The 17,976-nt window shown below is 71.7% G+C and carries 13 protein-coding genes, 1 tRNA gene and 1 pseudogene; 11 read left to right on the plus strand and 4 right to left on the minus strand.

The annotated features are described in order from the left end of the window. Positions 1 to 6 precede the first annotated feature (6 nt). Positions 7 to 1,689, minus strand: coding sequence for a thiamine pyrophosphate-binding protein (locus QQS16_RS32950; protein ID WP_286065708.1), 1,683 nt, complete (start codon positions 1,687 to 1,689; stop codon positions 7 to 9). 143 nt (positions 1,690 to 1,832) lie between these two features. On the opposite strand from QQS16_RS32950, the gene sucC reads away from it, so the two are divergent. The 4 genes from sucC to QQS16_RS32970 all read left to right on the plus strand — a co-directional run bounded on the left by sucC (position 1,833) and on the right by QQS16_RS32970 (position 6,206). After that, positions 1,833 to 2,966, plus strand: coding sequence for an ADP-forming succinate--CoA ligase subunit beta (sucC, locus tag QQS16_RS32955; protein WP_286065709.1), 1,134 nt, complete (start codon positions 1,833 to 1,835; stop codon positions 2,964 to 2,966). 14 nt (positions 2,967 to 2,980) lie between these two features. Next, positions 2,981 to 3,880, plus strand: a complete 900-nt coding sequence (gene sucD / locus QQS16_RS32960; protein WP_286065710.1) for a succinate--CoA ligase subunit alpha — start codon at positions 2,981 to 2,983, stop codon at positions 3,878 to 3,880. Positions 3,881 to 4,012: 132 nt separating this feature from the next. Continuing rightward, complete coding sequence (locus tag QQS16_RS32965) at positions 4,013 to 5,593, plus strand: aldehyde dehydrogenase family protein (RefSeq protein WP_286065711.1); 1,581 nt, start codon at positions 4,013 to 4,015, stop codon at positions 5,591 to 5,593. A 528-nt stretch (positions 5,594 to 6,121) separates the two neighbouring features. Beyond that, positions 6,122 to 6,206 (plus strand) — tRNA-Leu (locus tag QQS16_RS32970). On the opposite strand, the gene QQS16_RS32975 is transcribed toward QQS16_RS32970, so the two are convergent. Continuing rightward, positions 6,171 to 6,836 (minus strand): helix-turn-helix domain-containing protein, encoded by a 666-nt coding sequence (locus QQS16_RS32975; protein WP_353479707.1) that lies wholly within the window; start codon positions 6,834 to 6,836, stop codon positions 6,171 to 6,173. The two genes, QQS16_RS32970 and QQS16_RS32975, sit on opposite strands and share 36 nt — an antisense overlap. Before the next feature lie 227 nt (positions 6,837 to 7,063). Here QQS16_RS32975 and QQS16_RS32980 point away from each other — a divergent pair, with 227 nt between their 5' ends. Further along, positions 7,064 to 7,447, plus strand: a complete 384-nt coding sequence (locus tag QQS16_RS32980; RefSeq protein ID WP_286065713.1) for a hypothetical protein — start codon at positions 7,064 to 7,066, stop codon at positions 7,445 to 7,447. A 172-nt stretch (positions 7,448 to 7,619) separates the two neighbouring features. Here the strand turns inward: QQS16_RS32980 and QQS16_RS32985 are convergent, their stop codons facing one another. Next, entirely contained in the window at positions 7,620 to 8,579 is a 960-nt protein-coding gene (locus QQS16_RS32985) for a LysR family transcriptional regulator (RefSeq protein WP_502963869.1), read from the minus strand. Positions 8,580 to 8,792: 213 nt separating this feature from the next. Here QQS16_RS32985 and QQS16_RS32990 point away from each other — a divergent pair, with 213 nt between their 5' ends. The 3 genes and pseudogenes from QQS16_RS32990 to QQS16_RS33000 all read left to right on the plus strand — a co-directional run bounded on the left by QQS16_RS32990 (position 8,793) and on the right by QQS16_RS33000 (position 12,752). Further along, positions 8,793 to 9,488 (plus strand): type 1 glutamine amidotransferase domain-containing protein, encoded by a 696-nt coding sequence (locus QQS16_RS32990; protein WP_286065715.1) that lies wholly within the window; start codon positions 8,793 to 8,795, stop codon positions 9,486 to 9,488. 24 nt (positions 9,489 to 9,512) lie between these two features. Next, positions 9,513 to 9,989: pseudogene (locus tag QQS16_RS32995) on the plus strand (serine hydrolase domain-containing protein); the annotation flags it as partial. Positions 9,990 to 10,526: 537 nt separating this feature from the next. After that, a complete protein-coding gene (locus QQS16_RS33000) occupies positions 10,527 to 12,752 on the plus strand; it encodes an elongation factor G (protein ID WP_286065716.1) in 2,226 nt (741 codons plus the stop codon). Between the two features lie 53 nt (positions 12,753 to 12,805). Here QQS16_RS33000 and QQS16_RS33005 read toward each other — a convergent pair whose 3' ends face one another. Then, positions 12,806 to 14,593 carry a pectate lyase-like domain-containing protein gene (locus tag QQS16_RS33005; RefSeq protein WP_286065717.1) on the minus strand — a complete coding sequence of 596 codons (1,788 nt, stop codon included), beginning with the start codon at positions 14,591 to 14,593 and terminating at the stop codon, positions 12,806 to 12,808. A gap of 205 nt (positions 14,594 to 14,798) precedes the next feature. Between QQS16_RS33005 and QQS16_RS33010 the strand changes: the two genes are divergently transcribed. Genes QQS16_RS33010 through QQS16_RS33020 form a run of 3 tightly spaced genes read left to right on the plus strand, consistent with a single transcriptional unit; the run spans position 14,799 to position 17,963 of the window. Next, positions 14,799 to 16,115, plus strand: a complete 1,317-nt coding sequence (locus tag QQS16_RS33010) for an ABC transporter substrate-binding protein (RefSeq protein WP_286065718.1) — start codon at positions 14,799 to 14,801, stop codon at positions 16,113 to 16,115. Between the two features lie 5 nt (positions 16,116 to 16,120). Next, complete coding sequence (locus QQS16_RS33015) at positions 16,121 to 17,116, plus strand: carbohydrate ABC transporter permease (RefSeq protein ID WP_286065719.1); 996 nt, start codon at positions 16,121 to 16,123, stop codon at positions 17,114 to 17,116. A gap of 7 nt (positions 17,117 to 17,123) precedes the next feature. Continuing rightward, entirely contained in the window at positions 17,124 to 17,963 is an 840-nt protein-coding gene (locus QQS16_RS33020) for a carbohydrate ABC transporter permease (protein ID WP_286066533.1), read from the plus strand. Positions 17,964 to 17,976: the final 13 nt, after the last annotated feature.

Raw genomic sequence — 17,976 nt, forward strand, 5'->3', positions numbered from 1 at the left:
GGCACCTCACTTGTACATCGTCTGGTTCATGGTTCCGGGGGCGTACGCGTCCGGGTCGACCCAGACGTTGATCAGCGACGGCTTGCCCGACTCGCGGGCGCGCCGGAGCGCGGGGCCGATGTCGGCGGGGTCGCGGACCTCCTCGCCGTGACCGCCCAGCATCTGGGCGAACTTGTCGTAGTGGACGTCGCCGAGGGTGTTGCCGACGCGCTCGCGTTCCTCGCCGTACTTGGCCTTCTGGCCGTAACGGATCTGGTTCATGGAGGAGTTGTTGCCGACGATGCCGACGAAGGGGAGGTCGTAGCGGACGAGGGTCTCGAAGTCCCAGCCGGTGAGGGAGAACGCGCCGTCCCCGAAGAGGGCGACGACCTCCTTGTCGGGCCGTGCCTGCTTGGCGGCGAGCACGAACGGGACGCCGACGCCGAGGGTGCCGAGCGGGCCCGGGTCCATCCAGTGCCCGGGTGACTTGGGCTGCACGACCTGCCCGGAGAAGGTGACGATGTCACCGCCGTCGCCGATGTAGATGGAGTCCTCGGTCAGGAAGTCGTTGATCTCGCTGACCAGCCGGTAGGGGTGGATCGGCGAGGCGTCGGACTTCAGGCTGGGCAGCCGCTTCTCGAGAGCGGTCTGCTCGGCGGCGCGCAGCTCGTCGAGCCACTCCTTGCGCTTCGACGCGCCCCCGTTGACGCGCCCGGAGGCCGCCTCGGTCACCGACTTCAGCACCAGCCCGGCGTCGCCGACGAGCCCGAGGTCGATGTCCCGGTTCTTGCCGACGGTCCGGTAGTCGAGGTCGATCTGCACGACGGTCGCGTCCGACGACAGCCGCTTGCCGTAGCCCATGCGGAAGTCGAAGGGCGTGCCGACGATGACGATGACGTCGGCGTGGGAGAAGGCGTACCGGCGTGACAGCTGGAAGTGGTGCGGGTCGCCGGGCGGCAGGGTGCCGCGTCCGGCGCCGTTCATGTAGGCGGGGATGTTGAGGGTCCGTACGAGCTCGACGGCCGCCTCGGTGCCCCGGGTCGTCCACACCTGGCTGCCCAGCAGGATCGCCGGCTTCTCCGCGTGCACCAGCAGGTCGGCGAGTTTCTCGATGGCCTCGGGGTCGCCGGCCGAACGGGTCGAGGCACGGTAGGCACCGGGCCGCGGCACCCGCGCCTTCGCGACCGGCACCTTGGCGTCGAGGACATCGCGCGGGATCTCCAGGAAGGAGGGGCCGGGCGCGCCGTGATAGCACTCGCGGAAGGCCATCGACACCATGTCCGCCGCCCGGGCCGTGTCCGGCACGGCCGCCGCGAACTTGGTGATCGGGGTCATCATGTCGACGTGCGGGAGGTCCTGGAGGGACCCCATCTTGTGCTGGGCGAGAGCCCCTTGGCCGCCGATCAGCAGCATCGGGGACTCCGCGCGGAAGGCGTTGGCGACACCGGTGACGGCGTCGGTCGTGCCGGGTCCCGCGGTGACGACGGCGCAGCCGGGCCTGCCGGTGATGCGCGCGTAGCCGTCGGCGGCGTGGGCGGCGACCTGTTCGTGCCGGACGTCGACGACTTCTATGCCCTCGTCGACGCAGCCGTCGTAGATGTCGATGATGTGGCCGCCGCAGAGGGTGTAGATGCGGTCGACCCCCTCGGCCTTCAGCGCCTTGGCAACGAGATGACCACCGGAAATGACGTCCTGGGTGTCGTCGGGCATGGCGAAGTCCTGTCCCTTCGTAGGGGGTGGGAACGCTCTCGCGGTACATTGCATACAGTCGACGAATACTGTATGAAGCTTGTTATCCCGCATCCGGTGGGTGGTGTCCAGGGGGCGTGCGGCACTTTCAGTCAGGAGCCGGAATGGACCTGTACGAGCACCAGGCAAGGGAACTCTTCGAGGAACACGGCATCGTGGTGCCGAGGGCGGAGGTCACCGACTCCCCCAAGGAGGCACGCGCGATCGCCCGTCGACTGGGCGGGCGGGCCGTGGTGAAAGCCCAGGTCAAGACCGGTGGCCGGGGCAAGGCGGGGGGCGTCAGGATGGCCGCGGACCCGGCCGCCGCGGAACTCACGGCCCGGCAGATCCTCGGCATGGACATCAAGGGACACCCGGTCGGCACGGTCATGCTCGCGCAACCCGTGGACATCGAGAGCGAGTTCTACGTCTCCTACGTGCTCGACCGCGCGGCCGGCCGCTTCCTCGCGATCGCCTCCGCCGAGGGCGGCATGGACATCGAGGAGATCGCCGTCCAACGGCCGGAGGCGGTGGCCCGTATCCACATCGACCCGGCACAAGGCGTCACCTCCGCGAAGGCGGCCGAGATCGCCGAGGCCGCCCGACTGCCTCCGCAGACCGTCGACGTCCTGGTGCGGCTGTGGGAGGTGCTGGTCCGCGAGGACGCCCTCCTGGTCGAGGTCAACCCGCTCGTGCGCACCCGCCAGGGACAGCTCCTCGCCCTCGACGGCAAGGTCACCCTCGACGACAACGCCCGCTTCCGGCAGACCCGTTGGGGAGACGAGCAGACGTCGCACGACGATCCGCTGGAGGCGGCGGCCACCGCGAAGGGCCTCAACTACGTCAAACTCGACGGCGAGGTCGGCATCATCGGCAACGGCGCCGGCCTCGTCATGTCGACCCTCGACGTGGTCGCCGGCTGCGGCGCCCGCCCCGCCAACTTCCTCGACATCGGCGGCGGAGCCTCCGCGCAGACCATGGCCGACGGGCTGTCCGTCATCCTCTCCGACCCGGCCGTGAACTCCGTCCTCGTCAACGTCTTCGGCGGGATCACCGCCTGCGACGCGGTCGCCGACGGCATCGTGCGGGCCCTGGAGAGCGTCCGGTTGACCCGGCCGCTCGTCGTGCGCCTCGACGGCAACAACGCGGCCCGAGGCCGCGCCATCCTCGACGAACGCGCCCATCCCCTGGTGGAACAGGCCACCACCATGGACGGCGCCGCCCGCCGCGCCGCCCGACTCGCCACCACCGCAGCCTGAGGAGACCGGACGACATGGCGATCTACCTCACCAAGGAGAGCAAGGTCCTCGTCCAGGGCATGACCGGCGCCGAGGGCATGAAGCACACCCGGCGCATGCTCGCGGCCGGTACGAGCGTCGTCGGCGGCGTCAACCCGCGCAAGGCGGGCCGCACCGTCGACTTCGACGACCGTGCCGTCCCCGTCTTCGGATCCGTCGCCGACGGTGTGCGGTCGACCGGCGCCGATGTCACCGTCGTCCTCGTGCCACCCGCGTTCGCCAAGGCGGCCGTCGTCGAGGCCGCCGACGCCGGCCTCGCACTCGCGGTGGTCATCACCGAGGGCATACCGGTCCACGACTCCGTCGCCTTCACCGCGTACGCGCGGCACCAGGGCACCCGGGTGATCGGCCCCAACTGCCCGGGCCTGATCACCCCCGGCCAGTCCAACGCGGGCATCATCCCCGCCGACATCACCAAGCCCGGCCGTATCGGCCTGGTGTCCAAGTCCGGCACCCTCACCTACCAACTCATGTACGAGCTGCGCGACATCGGCTTCTCGACGTGCGTCGGCATCGGCGGCGACCCGGTCGTCGGCACCAGCCACATCGACTGCCTCGCCGCCTTCCAGGACGACCCGGACACCGAACTCGTCGTCCTCATCGGTGAGATCGGCGGCGACGCGGAGGAGCGCGCCGCCGCGTACATCCGTGAGCACGTCGGCAAACCCGTCGTCGCGTACATCGCCGGCTTCACCGCGCCCGAGGGCAGGACCATGGGGCACGCGGGCGCCATCGTCTCCGGCTCGTCGGGCACCGCACGGGCCAAGAAGGAAGCGCTGGAAGCGGCCGGCGTCACCGTGGGCGACACTCCGACGGAGACGGCCCGCCTGGTGCTCGCCCGACTGGATACGGAGCGTGACACCACCCAGAGTTGACGTGCGCTGGCACTCCCGCGCCAGCCGGCCTCACTACCTTCCTCCCTACGATGTCCGCGCCCCGCCCGAGCCGCGCGCGCGACGAGCCACGCACCCTCGCCCCCGACCGTGCACCGTGAGCGGAGCAGACCGATGGCACCCACTCCCGCCCCGAACACCCATGCCGACGCGCACCTCCCCACTCTCACCCTCAAGTCCGGCACGTCCTGGGCCGACGCCTGGCAGCGCTGCCTCGCCGTCGCCCCCGAAGCCTTCCGGGACGACCGCGCCCTCAACCTCTGGGGCTCCGCCTGGCGGGCCGACGGCAGGGCGCTGCCCGCCACCAGCCCCGTCGACGGCAGCCCGATCGCCGGACCGCCCCGTCTGGACCGGACCACCGCCCAGGAGGCCGTCCGCGCCTCGCTCGACCAGCACCGCGCCTGGCGGCACCTCCCCCTGGACGAGCGCCGGGCCCGCGTAGCCGCCACCCTCGACGCCCTCACCGAGCACCGCGAACTGCTCGCCCTGCTCCTCGTCTGGGAGATCGGCAAGCCCTGGCGGCTCGCGCAGGCGGACGTGGACCGGGCCGTCGACGGGGTGCGCTGGTACGTCGACGGCATCGACCCGATGCTGGCCGGACGGACCCCGCTGGACGGTCCGGTGTCCAACATCGCGAGCTGGAACTACCCGATGAGCGTGCTCGTTCACGCGGTACTGGTACAGGCACTGGCAGGCAACGCGGTCATCGCCAAGACCCCGACCGACGGCGGTGTCGCCTGTCTGACGCTGGCCTGTGCGCTCGCCGCCCGCGAGGGGATCCCCGTCACCCTGGTGAGCGGCAGCGGAGGCGAACTGTCCGAGGCGCTGGTACGGGCGCCCGAGATCGGCTGCGTCTCCTTCGTCGGCGGCCGCGACACCGGCGCCGCGGTGGCCACGGCCGTCGCCGACCTCGGCAAGCGGCACATCCTCGAACAGGAAGGACTCAACACCTGGGGCATCTGGAACCACACCGACTGGGACGCGTTCACCGCGGTCGTGCCCAAGCTCTTCGACTACGGCAAGCAGCGGTGCACGGCCTACCCGCGCTTCGTCGTCCAGCGGCAGCTGTTCGACGAGTTCCTGGCCGCCTACCTCCCGGCGGTCCGCACGCTCCGGGTCGGCCACCCGCTCGCGGTCGAGCATCCCGACGACCCGTATCCGCGGCTGGACTTCGGGCCGGTGATCAACGCGGCCAAGGCCAAGGAGCTGGACGACCAGGTGGCCGAGGCCGTCGCGCGAGGCGCCGTCCCGTTGCACCGGGGCAGCCCGGCCGACGCCCGGTTCCTGCCGGGCCAGGACACGTCGGCGTACGTCCAGCCGGTCACGCTCCTGAACCCGCCACGGTCCTCGCCGCTGCACCACGCGGAACCGTTCGGCCCGGTCGACACCATCGTCCTGGTCGACACGGAGGCGGAGCTGCTGGCCGCCATGAACGCGTCCAACGGGGCGCTGGTGGCCACGCTGTCCACGGACGACCGGGCGACCTTCGACCGGCTGGCCCCGCAGATCCGCGCGTTCAAGGTCGGCCACGGCACACCACGCTCCCGGGGCGACCGCGACGAACTGTTCGGCGGGTTCGGGGCGTCCTGGCGCGGCGCCTTCGTCGGCGGCGAACTGCTCGTGCGCGCGGTCACGCAGGGCCCGGCGGGGGAGCGGCTGCCCGGGAACTTCCCGGACTACCACCTCATGCCGTGAGAGACGGCCGAGGACTCACGTCCTGACCGGCGAGGGGCGGGCGAAGGAGGCGGCGCGCGGCCTGTGGCGTGCGCCGACCGCGTGTTCCCAGTGACCTGCGCACTGAGCCGGGGAGCGGCTGACGGATTCGCCGCCTCATGGGCGGCGGTGGATGCCGGCCGTGCGGGTCACGTCGGCCGCCTGGGACGGGGGCCGTGCCGCCCGTACTCGGGGGCAGGCCGGTGGGGGCACGCCGGCGGTGCGGAGCCTCGCGGGCCGTGGGCTCACGTCGGCGGTGCCCGCCGCTCCCGTCCGGGTCCCCCGCCGCGTACCTGCGGCCGGCGACCCCTGTCCCCGACCGGGACGGCACGCGCGGGCGAGCCCGGTGTAGCGTTCCGGTCGCTCGGCGTGAGGCCTCGTGGTCGGTGGTGGCGTCGGTCCGGGGCCGGGGCTCGGAGGACGGAAACGCAGGTGAAGGGCACTCCGAAAGCTTGGTATTGTTGTTCGTGTCGCCGCGGGGTACACCCTCGTCAAGGCGGCGGACACCTCGTCCGGGTGGCGGAATGGCAGACGCGCTAGCTTGAGGTGCTAGTGCCCTTTAACGGGCGTGGGGGTTCAAGTCCCCCCTCGGACACAGAGACAGAGAACCACGCACCGTGTGCGGGCCGAGCGAAAGCTCGGCCCGCACACGTGTTTTCCGGCGTCGTCCGAGCGTGGCGGCGACCGCGGCCAGCGCGGCGAGGACCACTGCGGCGCCGGCCAGTGACCGCGTCCTTCGTCGGTGGCGGGCGGAGACGACCGCCGGGCCCCCGCACCCGCAGGCATCCCCAGGCGGTGCGGGCGGCGACTGAGCCCCGGTCCTGCCGGTTCTGCCGGTCCGATTAACCCGGCTGGCCGGGTCCGTCCGGTCCGTCCGGTCGGCCTTCCCCGCCGAGGCGCCGGCGCGAGCCCGTGCCGACGCGGCGTGCCAGCGCCGTACCCATTCGCCCCGGTCCCCGCCGCACGCGGTGGCGAGCGCGACGGCGACCTCCCGGGTCGGCAGGCGGTGTCCTCGGGCCGCGTCGGCCAGGGTGCTCGGCGCGTAGTGGACCCGTGTGGCGAGGTCACGGTAGCTGGGGGTGCCCGCTCGCACCCGTAACTGCCGTAGTTCCCAGGCGAATCGGGCCACCGGGCCCGTGTCCGGATCCAGTGGACGCTCCGGTCTTCCCGCGCGGCGCGTCCGGCGCCCGTCGTCGTCCCCCGTCACAGCCTTCCTCGCTTCCACCGGCCCCCGGTGAGAGCGGGGCCGTCACGTTTCCTCCAGCGTCCCGGGCCGTCCCCGCGGGTGCCATCCGCACTTTCGGACAATTCCGTACCAGCCGTTGCGTCCGAGAGGGCCGGGTGTGGATTGACCGGTTGTCCGGGAGGTGCCGGGCGTCCTTCCGGACAATCCGCGGCCTGGCGGAGATTGGGGAGGAGTCCGACCGGAGCGTTGACGAAGGAGATGGCTGCATGCGATCGAGACGTCTGTTCGCGGGCCTGTCCGTGGTTGCCGCCGCACTCACCGTGGTGGGCGCGACGGCGGCCACGGCGGAAGCGGCGGCACCACCGCCGGGCCCCGCGGCGGTGTGCGTCCCGGAGGCCCCGGTCTGTTACGGCATCGTGGGCAACGCCTCCCAGGGCTATCGGTACGGCTTCACCTTCAGGCCCCCGCCGGTCAATCTGAGCCTCTCCTTCACGGTCAACGGCCTTCACGCGACCGGGTCGGTCTTCTACACGTCGACTCCGACGTACCTGCGGGGCGAGTTCCAGCCGCACCGGCCGCTGGTCGTGGGGGACACCGTCTGCATGTACGTCGGAGGCGACCCCCGGGGGTACTGCGAGACCGTCGTCTGACGCGCTTCCCCCGTCCCCGGCGCGGGCGCCCGCACTCGGCCGGCAGGACCCGACCCGATGGACATGACCGACTCGGCTGGTAGGACCCGGCCCGATCGGTAGCCCCCCGACTCGGCCGGTAGGACCCGGCCCGATCGGTAGCCCCCCGACTCGGCCGGCAGGACCCGGCCTCTCACCAGCTGCGGGCGGCCCGTAGGAGGTGGTCGCGGACCCGGGCGACGTCCGGGTTGGCGGTCGCGCCCGGGCGCTCGACGAGGTAGGCCGTGTTGACCGGTGGTTCGGCCGGGTCGTCGAGCAGGACCAGCCGGCCGGCGGTGATGTCCTCCTGGCACAGATAGCGCGGCAGCACGCTGTAGCCGGCGCCCGCCACGACGGCGGCGAGAACGCCGCGCAGGTCGGGCACGGTCACCGCGGCCTGGACGGCGAGCCGTTTGCCGAAGACGGTGCGCCAGTAGCGGCGGGCGATCGGGAGATCCTCGGCGTAGGTCACCAGGGGCACGTCCCGAACCGCCGCGCAGGGTCCGTCGGCGGTACGGCGTTCCTCGACGCGCCGGGCCCACACCGGGGCGGCGACCAGGACGAACTCCTCGTCCGCCAGCGGGACGGAGGGCAGGGTGCGGCCGCGGGTACGGCGGGTGGAGATCACGAGATCGTGGCGGCCCGCCCGCAGGCCGTCGAGCAGCGGATCGGTCAGCCCCGTCGTCACCCGCAGCAGCACGCCGTCCGCCACCAGCGGGGCCAGCGCGGGCAGCGCCCGGGTGCACAGCAGCTCGGCGGGACCGGCGAGGTGCACCGGAACGGCCCGGGCGGCGGGGCCGGTGCCCTGTCCTTCCAGCGCGGCGAGGGCGTCGAGCGGTCCGGCGAGGCGGTCGGCCAGTTCGTGCGCGTGGTGCGTGGGCTCCGCACCGCGCGGCGACCGGGTGAACAGCGCCCGTCCCGTCTGCTGCTCCAGCGCCCGGATCTGCGTCGTCACGGTCGGCTGGGACAGCCGCAGCAGGGGCGCGGCGGCGGTGAAGGAGCCGGAACGGTAGACCGCCAGGAACGTCCGCAGCAGGTTGAGATCGACCTGCGCGGGCACCTGCCCGCCACGGGCCGCGAGGCCGCCGCTCTCCTCGAAGAACTCGTTGTCCACGTCGGCCAGCATAGGGCCCGCCGTTCCGAACCATCATCGGAAGACCTATGGCGGGGATCGGCTTCTCTATTGGATTTTTGATGGTCGGGGGCCCTACGGTCGAAGGCGCCGCCGACAGCCGGACCGACGACGACCCGGCCCGGGCGGCGATCAGCCCACCACCTTGAACCACACCCACCAACCTGAACCGACACCACCCCCAGGAGAGACACCATGGCGAAGATCCTGTTCGTGATGACCGGCGCCGACCAGTGGACGCTGGCCGACGGCACCCGGCACCGCACCGGCTACTGGGCCGAGGAGGCGGTCGTGCCGCTGGACGCGTTCAAGGCGGCGGGCCACGAGGTCACGGTGGCCACACCGGGCGGCGTCGTCCCGCCGGTCGACCCGGGCAGCCTGGCCCCCGAGGCCAACGGCGGCGCCGAGCAGGCCGCGCGGGTGCGGCGGGCGGTGGAGTCGGCGGGCGAGTTCACGCGTCCCCTCGTGCTGGCCGACGTACGGCTCGACGACTACGACGCCGTGTACGTGCCCGGTGGCCACGGCCCGATGGAGGACCTGGCGGTCGACCCCGACTCCGGCCGCCTCCTGGCCGACGCGGTGGGGCGCGGGCTGCCGGTCGGCGTGGTGTGCCACGGCCCGGCCGCGCTGCTGGCGGCGGTGAAGGACGACGGGTCCAACGCCTACGCCGGCTACCGGATCACCGCGTTCACCAACACCGAGGAGCAGCTGGCCGGCAATGCCGAGAAGGCGATCTGGCTGTTGGAGGACCGGCTGACCGAGGCGGGCCTGAAGGTCGAGGCCGGTGAGCCGTGGGCCCCGCACGTCCAGGTCGACCGCAACGTCGTCACCGGCCAGAACCCCGCCTCCTCCGGCCCCCTCGCCGCCGAACTGCTCAAGAAGCTGGCCTGAGACACGCCCACCGTCCCGCCGCCGACGCGGGACGAGGACTACACCGCGAGCGCTCAGGGAGGCGCCCCGGCGCCCGGGGCCGGGCAGGGCATCCGGGTCCGGGACGGCAACAGCGTCGCCTGGCGCCGAGCGGAGATCCCCGCGGCGAGCGGATTCGGCAACGCGCGCTCGGTCGCGCGCGTGCAGTCGGTGATGGCGTGCGGGGGAGCGGTGGACGGGGTGCGGCTGCTGTCACCGGCGGGCTGCGAGCGCGCGTGGCACGAGCAGTTCGCGGGCGAGGACTGCCTTCTGGGCCGGCCGCTGCGCTACGGCCTGGGCTACGGGCTGTTCGGCAGCACCTACGGCTGGGGCGGCTGGGGAGGCTCGCTGGTCATGATCGAGCCGGACGCCCGGATGGCGGTGGCGTACGTGACGAACCAGATGCGCGAACCGGAGAGCGACACCCGGGGCCTGGAGGTCGTGATGTCCGTCTACGACGGTCTCAAGGGCCTCCGCGCCTGACCCCGCCGGCGCGGAGCATGGCGTTGACCTTGCGCCGAACCGGCTCGGCAGCCCCCGGTACGGGCCATTGCAGGACTCCGTACCGGGGGATCCTTGAGGCTTCGACCGCGCCACCCGCGCCACCACTCCCGTCTCCAGCGCCATCCAGCCGGGAGCGCGAACGGAAAATGACGTGCCGCGTACCTGGCCGGTTCCCTACACTCGGCACCGTTCACACCACGGCTCACGCGCCGCACCGCACGCGGGCCGCGTGTGTGCGGACCAGGCAGACCAGGCAGACCAGGCAGACCAGTGAGGGGAGACCGGCCGTGCGCCACCGCATCGCTGTCGTCGTTCCCCGGTCGCTGTCCGAGGTGATCCTCGTGTCTCCGGCCGTCCGGTGCCCGCTGCGCGGCCGGTACCGGATGCCGTGACGACCGTCTGACCCGCGCGCCTCAACCTCTGCGTCGGAGCAGTCTGTTGACGTGCCGTCATATCGGTGTGTACGTACGGGAAATCGCGCTGCCCTCTCCCACCTCGTCCGAAAGGCCCTGGGCCGTGCGCACGAACCTCCATGCCCTCGCCGCCGTCCGCAACCTCGGCATCCTCGCCCATGTCGACGCCGGCAAGACCACCGTCACCGAGCGGATCCTGTACGCCACCGGTACCACCCACAAGCGTGGTGAGGTCCACGACGGCACCACCGTCACCGACTTCGACCCGCAGGAGCGCGATCGCGGTATCACGATCTTCGCCGCGGCCGTCAGCTGCGCCTGGGACGGCCACCGGATCAACCTGATCGACACCCCGGGGCACGTCGACTTCGCCGACGAGGTGGAGCGTTCCCTGCGCGTCCTGGACGGCGCGGTCGCGGTGTTCGACGCCGTCGCGGGCGTGGAACCGCAGAGCGAGTCGGTGTGGCGGCAGGCCGACCGGCACGGCGTGCCGAGGATCGCGTTCGTCAACAAGCTGGACCGCGCGGGCGCCGACCTCGACACCGCCGTGGCGTCGATCCGGGACCGTCTGCACCCGGCCCCGCTGGTCGTCCAGCTGCCCATCGGCCGGGAGGACCGGTTCACCGGTGTCGTCGACCTGCTGCGGATGCGGGCGCTGACCTGGGACGAGAACGGCGGGACGGTCCACGAGGGCCCGGTCCCGGACGACCTGCGCGAGGAGGCGCTGCGACGCCGCCGACTGCTGGAGGAGGCCGTGGCCGAACTCCACCCGGGTGCGCTGGAGGAATTCTGCGAGCGGTCGGCGGACGGCACGCGGACGCCCGGTCCACATGCGTCCGGTCCATATGGGCCCGGTCCACATACGGCCGATACACACACGCCCGGTGCACACACGCCCCACGCCGACCCGGCGAACCTGCCAAGACTCGACACCCGCACCCTCGTCGGCGCTCTCCGTGACCTCACCCGCTGCGGAGACGGCGTGGTCGTGCTGTGCGGCTCGGCCTACCGCAACCGCGGGATCGAGCCGCTGCTCGACGCCGTCGTGGCGTACCTGCCGTCCCCGCTGGACGTTCCCGCCGTACGCGGCACGTACGAGGGGACCGAGCAGGAACGGGCCGCGGATCCGCACGCGCCGTTCGCGGCGCTGGCGTTCAAGGTGAACGCCACCCCGACGGGACGGCTGACCTACCTGCGGGTGTACTCGGGAACGATCGGAAAGGGGGACATGGTGATGGACGCGGGTGCGCGGCGCACGGAGCGGATCGGCCGGATCCTCCAGGTGCGGGCCGACCGGCACGCCCAGGTGGACCGGGCGCTCGCCGGGGACATCGTCGCCGTGGTCGGGCTGAAGTCCACCCGGGCGGGTTCGACCCTGTGCGCGCCCGACGCTCCGCTGGTCCTGGAACCGCCGGGTGTGGCCGACCCGGTCGTCTCGGTGGCGGTCGAGGCGCGCCGGTCGGTCGACACGGACCGGCTGGCGAGGGCGCTCGCACGGCTGGTCGAGGAGGACCCGTCGCTGGTGGTCCGCTCCGATCCCGAGACCGGGCAGACGCTGCTGTCCGGCATGGGTGAACTGCACCTGGAGGTCGCGGTGGAGAAGGTCCGGCGGGACCACGGGCTGGAGGTCGCGGTCGGCCGGCCCGGCGTCGCCCACCGCGAGACGGTCGCCCGAGGTGTGTCCGGCTTCGTCCACCGGCACGTCAAACAGGACGGCGGGGCGGGTCAGTTCGCGCACGTCGTCCTCGACGTGGAGCCGTTGGGGGCGCAGGAGCCGCTGGAGTCACCGCAGCCGGAATCGGGCGGCGGCTTCGCGTTCCGCTCGACCGTCGTCGGCGGGCGTGTGCCGCGCGAGTACGTCCGCGCGGTCGAGGCCGGCTGCCGGGACGCCCTCGCGGAGGGCCCGCTCGGCGGGCACCCGGTCACCGGGCTGCGGGTCACCCTGACCGACGGCGCGACCCATGTGAAGGACTCCTCGGAGGCGGCGTTCCGCACCGCGGGCCGGTTCGCCCTCCGGGAGGCCCTGCGCGCCTCGGTGATGACCCTGCTCGAACCGGTCGCCGAGGTCACGGTCACCGTCCCCGAGGACGCCGTCGGCACCGTCCTCGGCGACCTCGCCGCACGCCGCGGCCGGATCTCCGGCTCGGCCACGCGTGCGGGCGCGGCGGTGGTCACCGCGACCGTGCCGCTGGCCGAACTCTTCGGCTACGCGACCCGGTTGCGCAGCCGCACCCAGGGCCGCGGCACGTTCACGGCCCGCCCGACCGGCTACGCGCCGGCACCGGCGCCCGTACCGGAGCCCGCGCCGGCGGCGACGCCGGTCCGTTGACCGAGGCGGCGGCCTCACCCACCCCCTGAGGCGGGTGAGGCCGCCCCCCCGGGTCACGGGTACGACACCACCGTGGACGGCACCGTCGACGTCCCCGACGTCGGCGCGCCCGTCTCGTTGATGACGCGCTCGTACTGGCCGTTGCCGCCGAGCGAGACGACCAGCAGGTCGTGGAAGCGCACGCCGGGCCGGTTCGGGGCGGCGAAGCCGTGGTGCTGCACGATCGTCGGGTCCACGTTGTAGTAGCAGTAGCTGCCCAGGCCCCAGCCCTCGTGCACGGTCACGTGGTCGCCGACCTTGTAGGCGGCGTAGCCCTTGACCGGCCCGTTCTGGATGGCGGCCTGGTTCGGGGCGTCGTACGCCTTCTCGTTCTGGAAGAAGATCGTGCGCCCCCGTTCGCCGTTCCACTGCACGTCGTACTTGTTGAAGTGTTCGACGAACAGGCCGGTGGCGAGGACGTCGGAGCCGTTCACGACGACGCCGTGGTCGGCCCGGTTGGTCTCCCAGCCGACGCCGTCGCCGTGGTCGGCGCGCCAGACCCAGGTGTGGTCGACGATGGTGTGCCGGCTGTTGACGACCATGCTGGTGGTGGCCTTGCCGGCCCCCGCGCCGCCGATGCGGATGAACACGTCCTGCACGGTGTTCGGGTTGGCGGCGTGGTCCCGCGACGCCCCGGGCGGACCGACCTCCAGCAGGGTGGCGGAGTTCACCGTGCCGGCGTCGATCAGGAAGCCCGCGAGCCGTACGCCGTCGACGTCGGCGACCTTCAGGGCCGTGACGCCGCCGTCCGGGATGATCGTCGCGTACCCCAGGCCCAGCACGACCGTGCGGGCGCGGTCCACCCGGATCGGCTGGTCCACGTGGTAGATCCCCGGCGTCAGCAGCAGGTGCAGGCCCTGGGCGAGCGCCTGGTTGAGGGTGGCCGCCGACACGCCCGGCCGGGCCACGTAGAACTGGGACAGCGGCAGCGAGGTGCCTCTCGGGGTGCCGTTGCCCCAGGTCACTCCGCGGGCGTTGGTCCGCTTCTCCGGCAGGAAGACCCGGAACTCACTGCCGGCCAGGTACAGGAAGGGCTTTTCCCGGGAGACCGGGGTGGTGGGGAGCGTGGTGTACGGCGGATTGGGAAAGCTCTGCGCGGGGGCGCCCTCGACACCCGAGAAGACCATGTTCCACACGCCGTTGAGCCAGCTGCCGATCGTGCTGTCCCGGGTGTACCACTGCTGCTGGGAGTACGGTCCGACCTGGCCGTCGATACGGCTGTCGGCGATGTAGCCGCCGCTCGCCCAGCCGTAGCCGTCGGGGGAGAGGTTGAGGCCGCCGCGTATGTGCATCCGGCGGAACGGGGCGGCCTGGGCGACGGCCCAGCGGTTGGTGCCGTTCACCGGCACCAGGGCGAGGTTCTCCGCCGAACGCCAGAAGTTCTGCGTGGCGTTGCCGCCGAACCAGCCGGCGTCGACCGTGACGTCCCCGTGGATGGTCGTGTCGTCGGGGGACAGGCCCAGGCCCGAGATGGAGGTGTAGAAGCCGAGCTGGGCGTTGAGGCCGTGGTACGTGCCGGGTTTGAACAGCAACTGGTAGCGGCCGGTGCCGAACTGCGCCGACTCCTGGCGGGCGAAGACCTCGTCCAGCCGGGCCTGTATGCCCGGGGTGCCGGGGTCGAAGACGAGGACGTTCGGGCCGAGGTCGCCGCCGCCCGGCAGGGCACGCGGGCCTGTGCGGGCCGGGGAGGCGGAGGCGGGAGCGGACAGGCCGCCGAGCACCGTGGCGGAGGCGGCGGCGCCGAGGACGGTCCGGCGGCCGAGTGCGGGGGGTGCGGGGGGTTCTGCGGAGGCAGAGGACATGGGGCGGCTCTCCTGGTTCAGGAAGTGAACGTGGTGGGGTCTGGGAGCGCTCTCTCGCCGGGGAATGTTTCAGGTACCCGAACGCACGCGTCAAGAGCCGCGACAGAGTTCGGCGAGTGGTGTCCAAACCCTTGACGCGCCTCGGCCCCGAGGTTTAACTCACGTCCTAAATTAAGTCGTGAGTGCATTCCCTGAAGGGGCAGCCATGCGCAGTGTCCGAGCCGCGGCCGTAGGCGCCGTCACCCTGTCTCTCGCCCTGGCCGCGTCGGCCTGCGGAGGCGGTTCGTCGACGGGCGGCGGGTCCGACGACTCGCCGAAGACGCTCACCTACTGGGCCTCGAACCAGGGTGCGAGCATCGAGGTCGACAAGAAGGTCCTCCGACCCGAACTCGACAAGTTCGAGAAGCAGACGGGCATCGAGGTCAAACTGGAGGTCGTGCCCTGGTCGGATCTGCTGAACCGGATCCTCACCGCGACCACCTCCGGCCAGGGCCCCGACGTGCTGAACATCGGCAACACCTGGAGCGCCTCGTTGCAGGCCACGGGCGGTCTGCTGCCGTGGGACGAGAAGAACTTCGCCGCGATCGGCGGCAAGGACCGCTTCGTCGCCTCCGCTCTCGGCTCGACCGGAGCGCGGGGCCAGGACCCGGCCGCCGTCCCGCTCTACTCGATGGCGTACGCGCTCTACTACAACAAGCAGCTGTTCGCCGACGCCGGCATCACGAAACCCCCGGCCACCTGGGACGAACTGGTCGCCGCCGGCAAGAAGCTGTCGAAGGACGGCACCTGGGGCCTGGGCACCGAGGGCTCCAACGCCTCGGAGAACGTCCACCACGCCTTCGTCTTCGCCAAGCAGCACGGCGCCGACTTCTTCACCGCCGACGGCAGGCCCGACTTCACCAGCGACGGCGCCGTCGCCGGCGTCAAGCAGTACGTCGACCTGATGGCCAAGGACAAGGTCATCGCGCCGGGCAACGCCGAGTACGCCCAGAACCAGTCCGTCAGCGACTTCGCCAAGGGCAGGACGGCGATGCTGCTGTGGCAGTCCGCGTCCGCCAACCTCACGTCCCAGGGCATGAGCGAGGACGCCTACGGCATCGCTCCCGTGCCCGTGCGGTCCGGTACTCCGGGAACCGGCACGGCGGTCAACTCCATGGTCGCGGGCATCAACCTGGCCGTCTTCAAGAACACCGACAACCTCGACGGCGCCAGGAAGTTCGTGAAGTTCATGACGAGCGACGAGGAACAGAAGATCCTCAACACGGCGTACAGCTCCATCCCGCCGGTGAAGAGCGCGCAGTCGGACGCCGCCTTCACCACCCCGGCGAACGCCGTGCTGAAGGACACCCTGGCCGGGAGCGCCGCCGCGCTGCCGCAGGTCGCCGACGAGTCCCAGTTCGAGACGGCCGTCGGTACGGCCGTCAAGGAGCTGTTCGCCGACGCCGCCGGCGGACGCCCGGTGACGACGGAGTCGGTGAAGGCGGCCCTGGAGAAGGCCCAGCAGCAGATGCCGGCGAAGTGAGCACGATGACCACCAGCACGGTCGAACCACCGGTGGACAAGCCCGCTCCGGGCGCGGCGGCGACGCACGGCCCGCGCCGCCGCCCGGGCCGGATCCGCCGTATCGGACTGCCCTACCTGCTGCTCCTGCCCGCCCTGGTCCTCGAACTCCTGGTCCACCTGGTGCCGATGGTGATCGGCATCGTGATGAGCTTCAAGGAGCTCACCCAGTTCTCCATCCGCGACTGGGGCACGGCGCCCTGGAGCGGCCTCGACAACTACGCGGTGTCGGTGGACTTCGACGCCCCCGTCGGCGAGGCCCTGCTCCACTCCTTCCTCGTCACCGTGGCCTTCACCCTGCTGTCGGTCGGTCTGTGCTGGCTGATCGGCACGGCGGCGGCGATCTGCATGCAGGACACCTTCCGCGGCCGGGGCCTGCTGCGGGCCCTGTTCCTGGTTCCGTACGCCCTGCCGGTCTACGCGGCCGTCATCACCTGGGTGTTCATGTTCCAGCACGACAACGGCCTGGTGAACCATGTCCTGCACGACCAGCTGCACCTCACCGACAAGCCGTCCTTCTGGCTCATCGGCGACAACAGCTTCTACGCCCTGCTGACCGTGTCGGTCTGGAAGGGCTGGCCGTTCGCCTTCCTCATCGTGATGGCGGGCCTGCAGAACATCCCCCGCGAGCTGTACGAGGCGGCGGCCCTGGACGGCGCCGGAGTGTGGCAGCAGATCCGCCGCATCACCCTGCCGTCGCTGCGCCCGGTCAACCAGGTGCTCGTCCTGGTGCTGTTCCTGTGGACGTTCAACGACTTCAACACCCCGTTCGTCCTGTTCGGCCGCACGGCGCCCGAGGCGGCGGACCTGATCTCGGTACACATCTACCAGGCGTCGTTCGTCACCTGGAACTTCGGCACGGGCTCCGCGATGTCGGTCCTGCTGCTGCTGTTCCTGCTGGTCGTCACCGGCGTGTACCTGGTGCTCACCTCACGCGGACGGAAGGCCACCACCCATGCGTAACTCCCCGATGGCGCCGCCGCGTTCGTTCCTGTGGTCCCGGCGGGTCTTCCTCACCCTGCTCACCGGCTTCGTGCTGGTGCCGGTGTACGTCATGGTGTCCAGCTCGCTCAAGCCCCTCGCGGACGTCACGGGCGAGTTCCGCTGGCTGCCCAGCGACCTGACGATCCGCCCGTACATCGACATCTGGTCGACGGTCCCGCTCGCCCGCTACTTCGTGAACTCCCTGGCCGTGGCGGGCGCGGCGACGGTCTGCTCGGTGGTGATCGCCGTGTTCTCGGCGTACGCGGTCAGCCGCTACGAGTTCCGCGGCAAGCGCGTCTTCACCGTGACCGTCCTGTCCACGCAGATGTTCCCCGGCATCCTCTTCCTGCTGCCGCTGTTCCTCCTCTACGTCAACATCGGCAACGCCACCGGCATCGCCCTGTTCGGCTCCCGAGGCGGCCTGATCCTGACGTATCTGACCTTCTCGCTCCCGTTCTCGATCTGGATGCTGATCGGCTACTTCGACTCGGTGCCGCGGGACCTGGACGAGGCGGCGCTCGTGGACGGCTGCGGGCCGCTCGGCGCCCTGTTCCGGGTGGTCGTGCCGGCCGCGGTCCCCGGCATCGTCGCGGTGGCCGTCTACGCCTTCATGACCGCCTGGGGCGAGGTGCTGTTCGCCTCCGTGATGACCAACGACACCACCCGCACCCTCGCCGTCGGCCTCCAGGGCTACTCCACGCTCAACGACGTGTACTGGAACCAGATCATGGCGGCCTCGCTGGTGGTGAGCGTGCCCGTGGTGGCGGGCTTCCTGCTCCTCCAGCGCTACCTCGTCGCGGGGCTGACGGCCGGAGCCGTCAAGTGACCCGCTCCCACTC

Origin of the sequence: Streptomyces sp. ALI-76-A (assembly GCF_030287445.1) — a bacterium.
GTDB lineage: Bacteria > Actinomycetota > Actinomycetes > Streptomycetales > Streptomycetaceae > Streptomyces.

What these genes read in the sequence shown, in the direction of transcription:
- QQS16_RS32950 (WP_286065708.1), bottom strand. Translation starts at nt 1,689, where the DNA reads ATGCCCGACGACACCCAGGACGTCATTTCCGGTGGTCATCTCGTTGCC.
- sucC (WP_286065709.1), top strand. Translation starts at nt 1,833, where the DNA reads ATGGACCTGTACGAGCACCAGGCAAGGGAACTCTTCGAGGAACACGGC.
- sucD (WP_286065710.1), top strand. Translation starts at nt 2,981, where the DNA reads ATGGCGATCTACCTCACCAAGGAGAGCAAGGTCCTCGTCCAGGGCATG.
- QQS16_RS32965 (WP_286065711.1), top strand. Translation starts at nt 4,013, where the DNA reads ATGGCACCCACTCCCGCCCCGAACACCCATGCCGACGCGCACCTCCCC.
- QQS16_RS32980 (WP_286065713.1), top strand. Translation starts at nt 7,064, where the DNA reads ATGCGATCGAGACGTCTGTTCGCGGGCCTGTCCGTGGTTGCCGCCGCA.
- QQS16_RS32990 (WP_286065715.1), top strand. Translation starts at nt 8,793, where the DNA reads ATGGCGAAGATCCTGTTCGTGATGACCGGCGCCGACCAGTGGACGCTG.
- QQS16_RS33005 (WP_286065717.1), bottom strand. Translation starts at nt 14,593, where the DNA reads ATGTCCTCTGCCTCCGCAGAACCCCCCGCACCCCCCGCACTCGGCCGC.
- QQS16_RS33010 (WP_286065718.1), top strand. Translation starts at nt 14,799, where the DNA reads ATGCGCAGTGTCCGAGCCGCGGCCGTAGGCGCCGTCACCCTGTCTCTC.
- QQS16_RS33015 (WP_286065719.1), top strand. Translation starts at nt 16,121, where the DNA reads ATGACCACCAGCACGGTCGAACCACCGGTGGACAAGCCCGCTCCGGGC.
- QQS16_RS33020 (WP_286066533.1), top strand. Translation starts at nt 17,124, where the DNA reads ATGGCGCCGCCGCGTTCGTTCCTGTGGTCCCGGCGGGTCTTCCTCACC.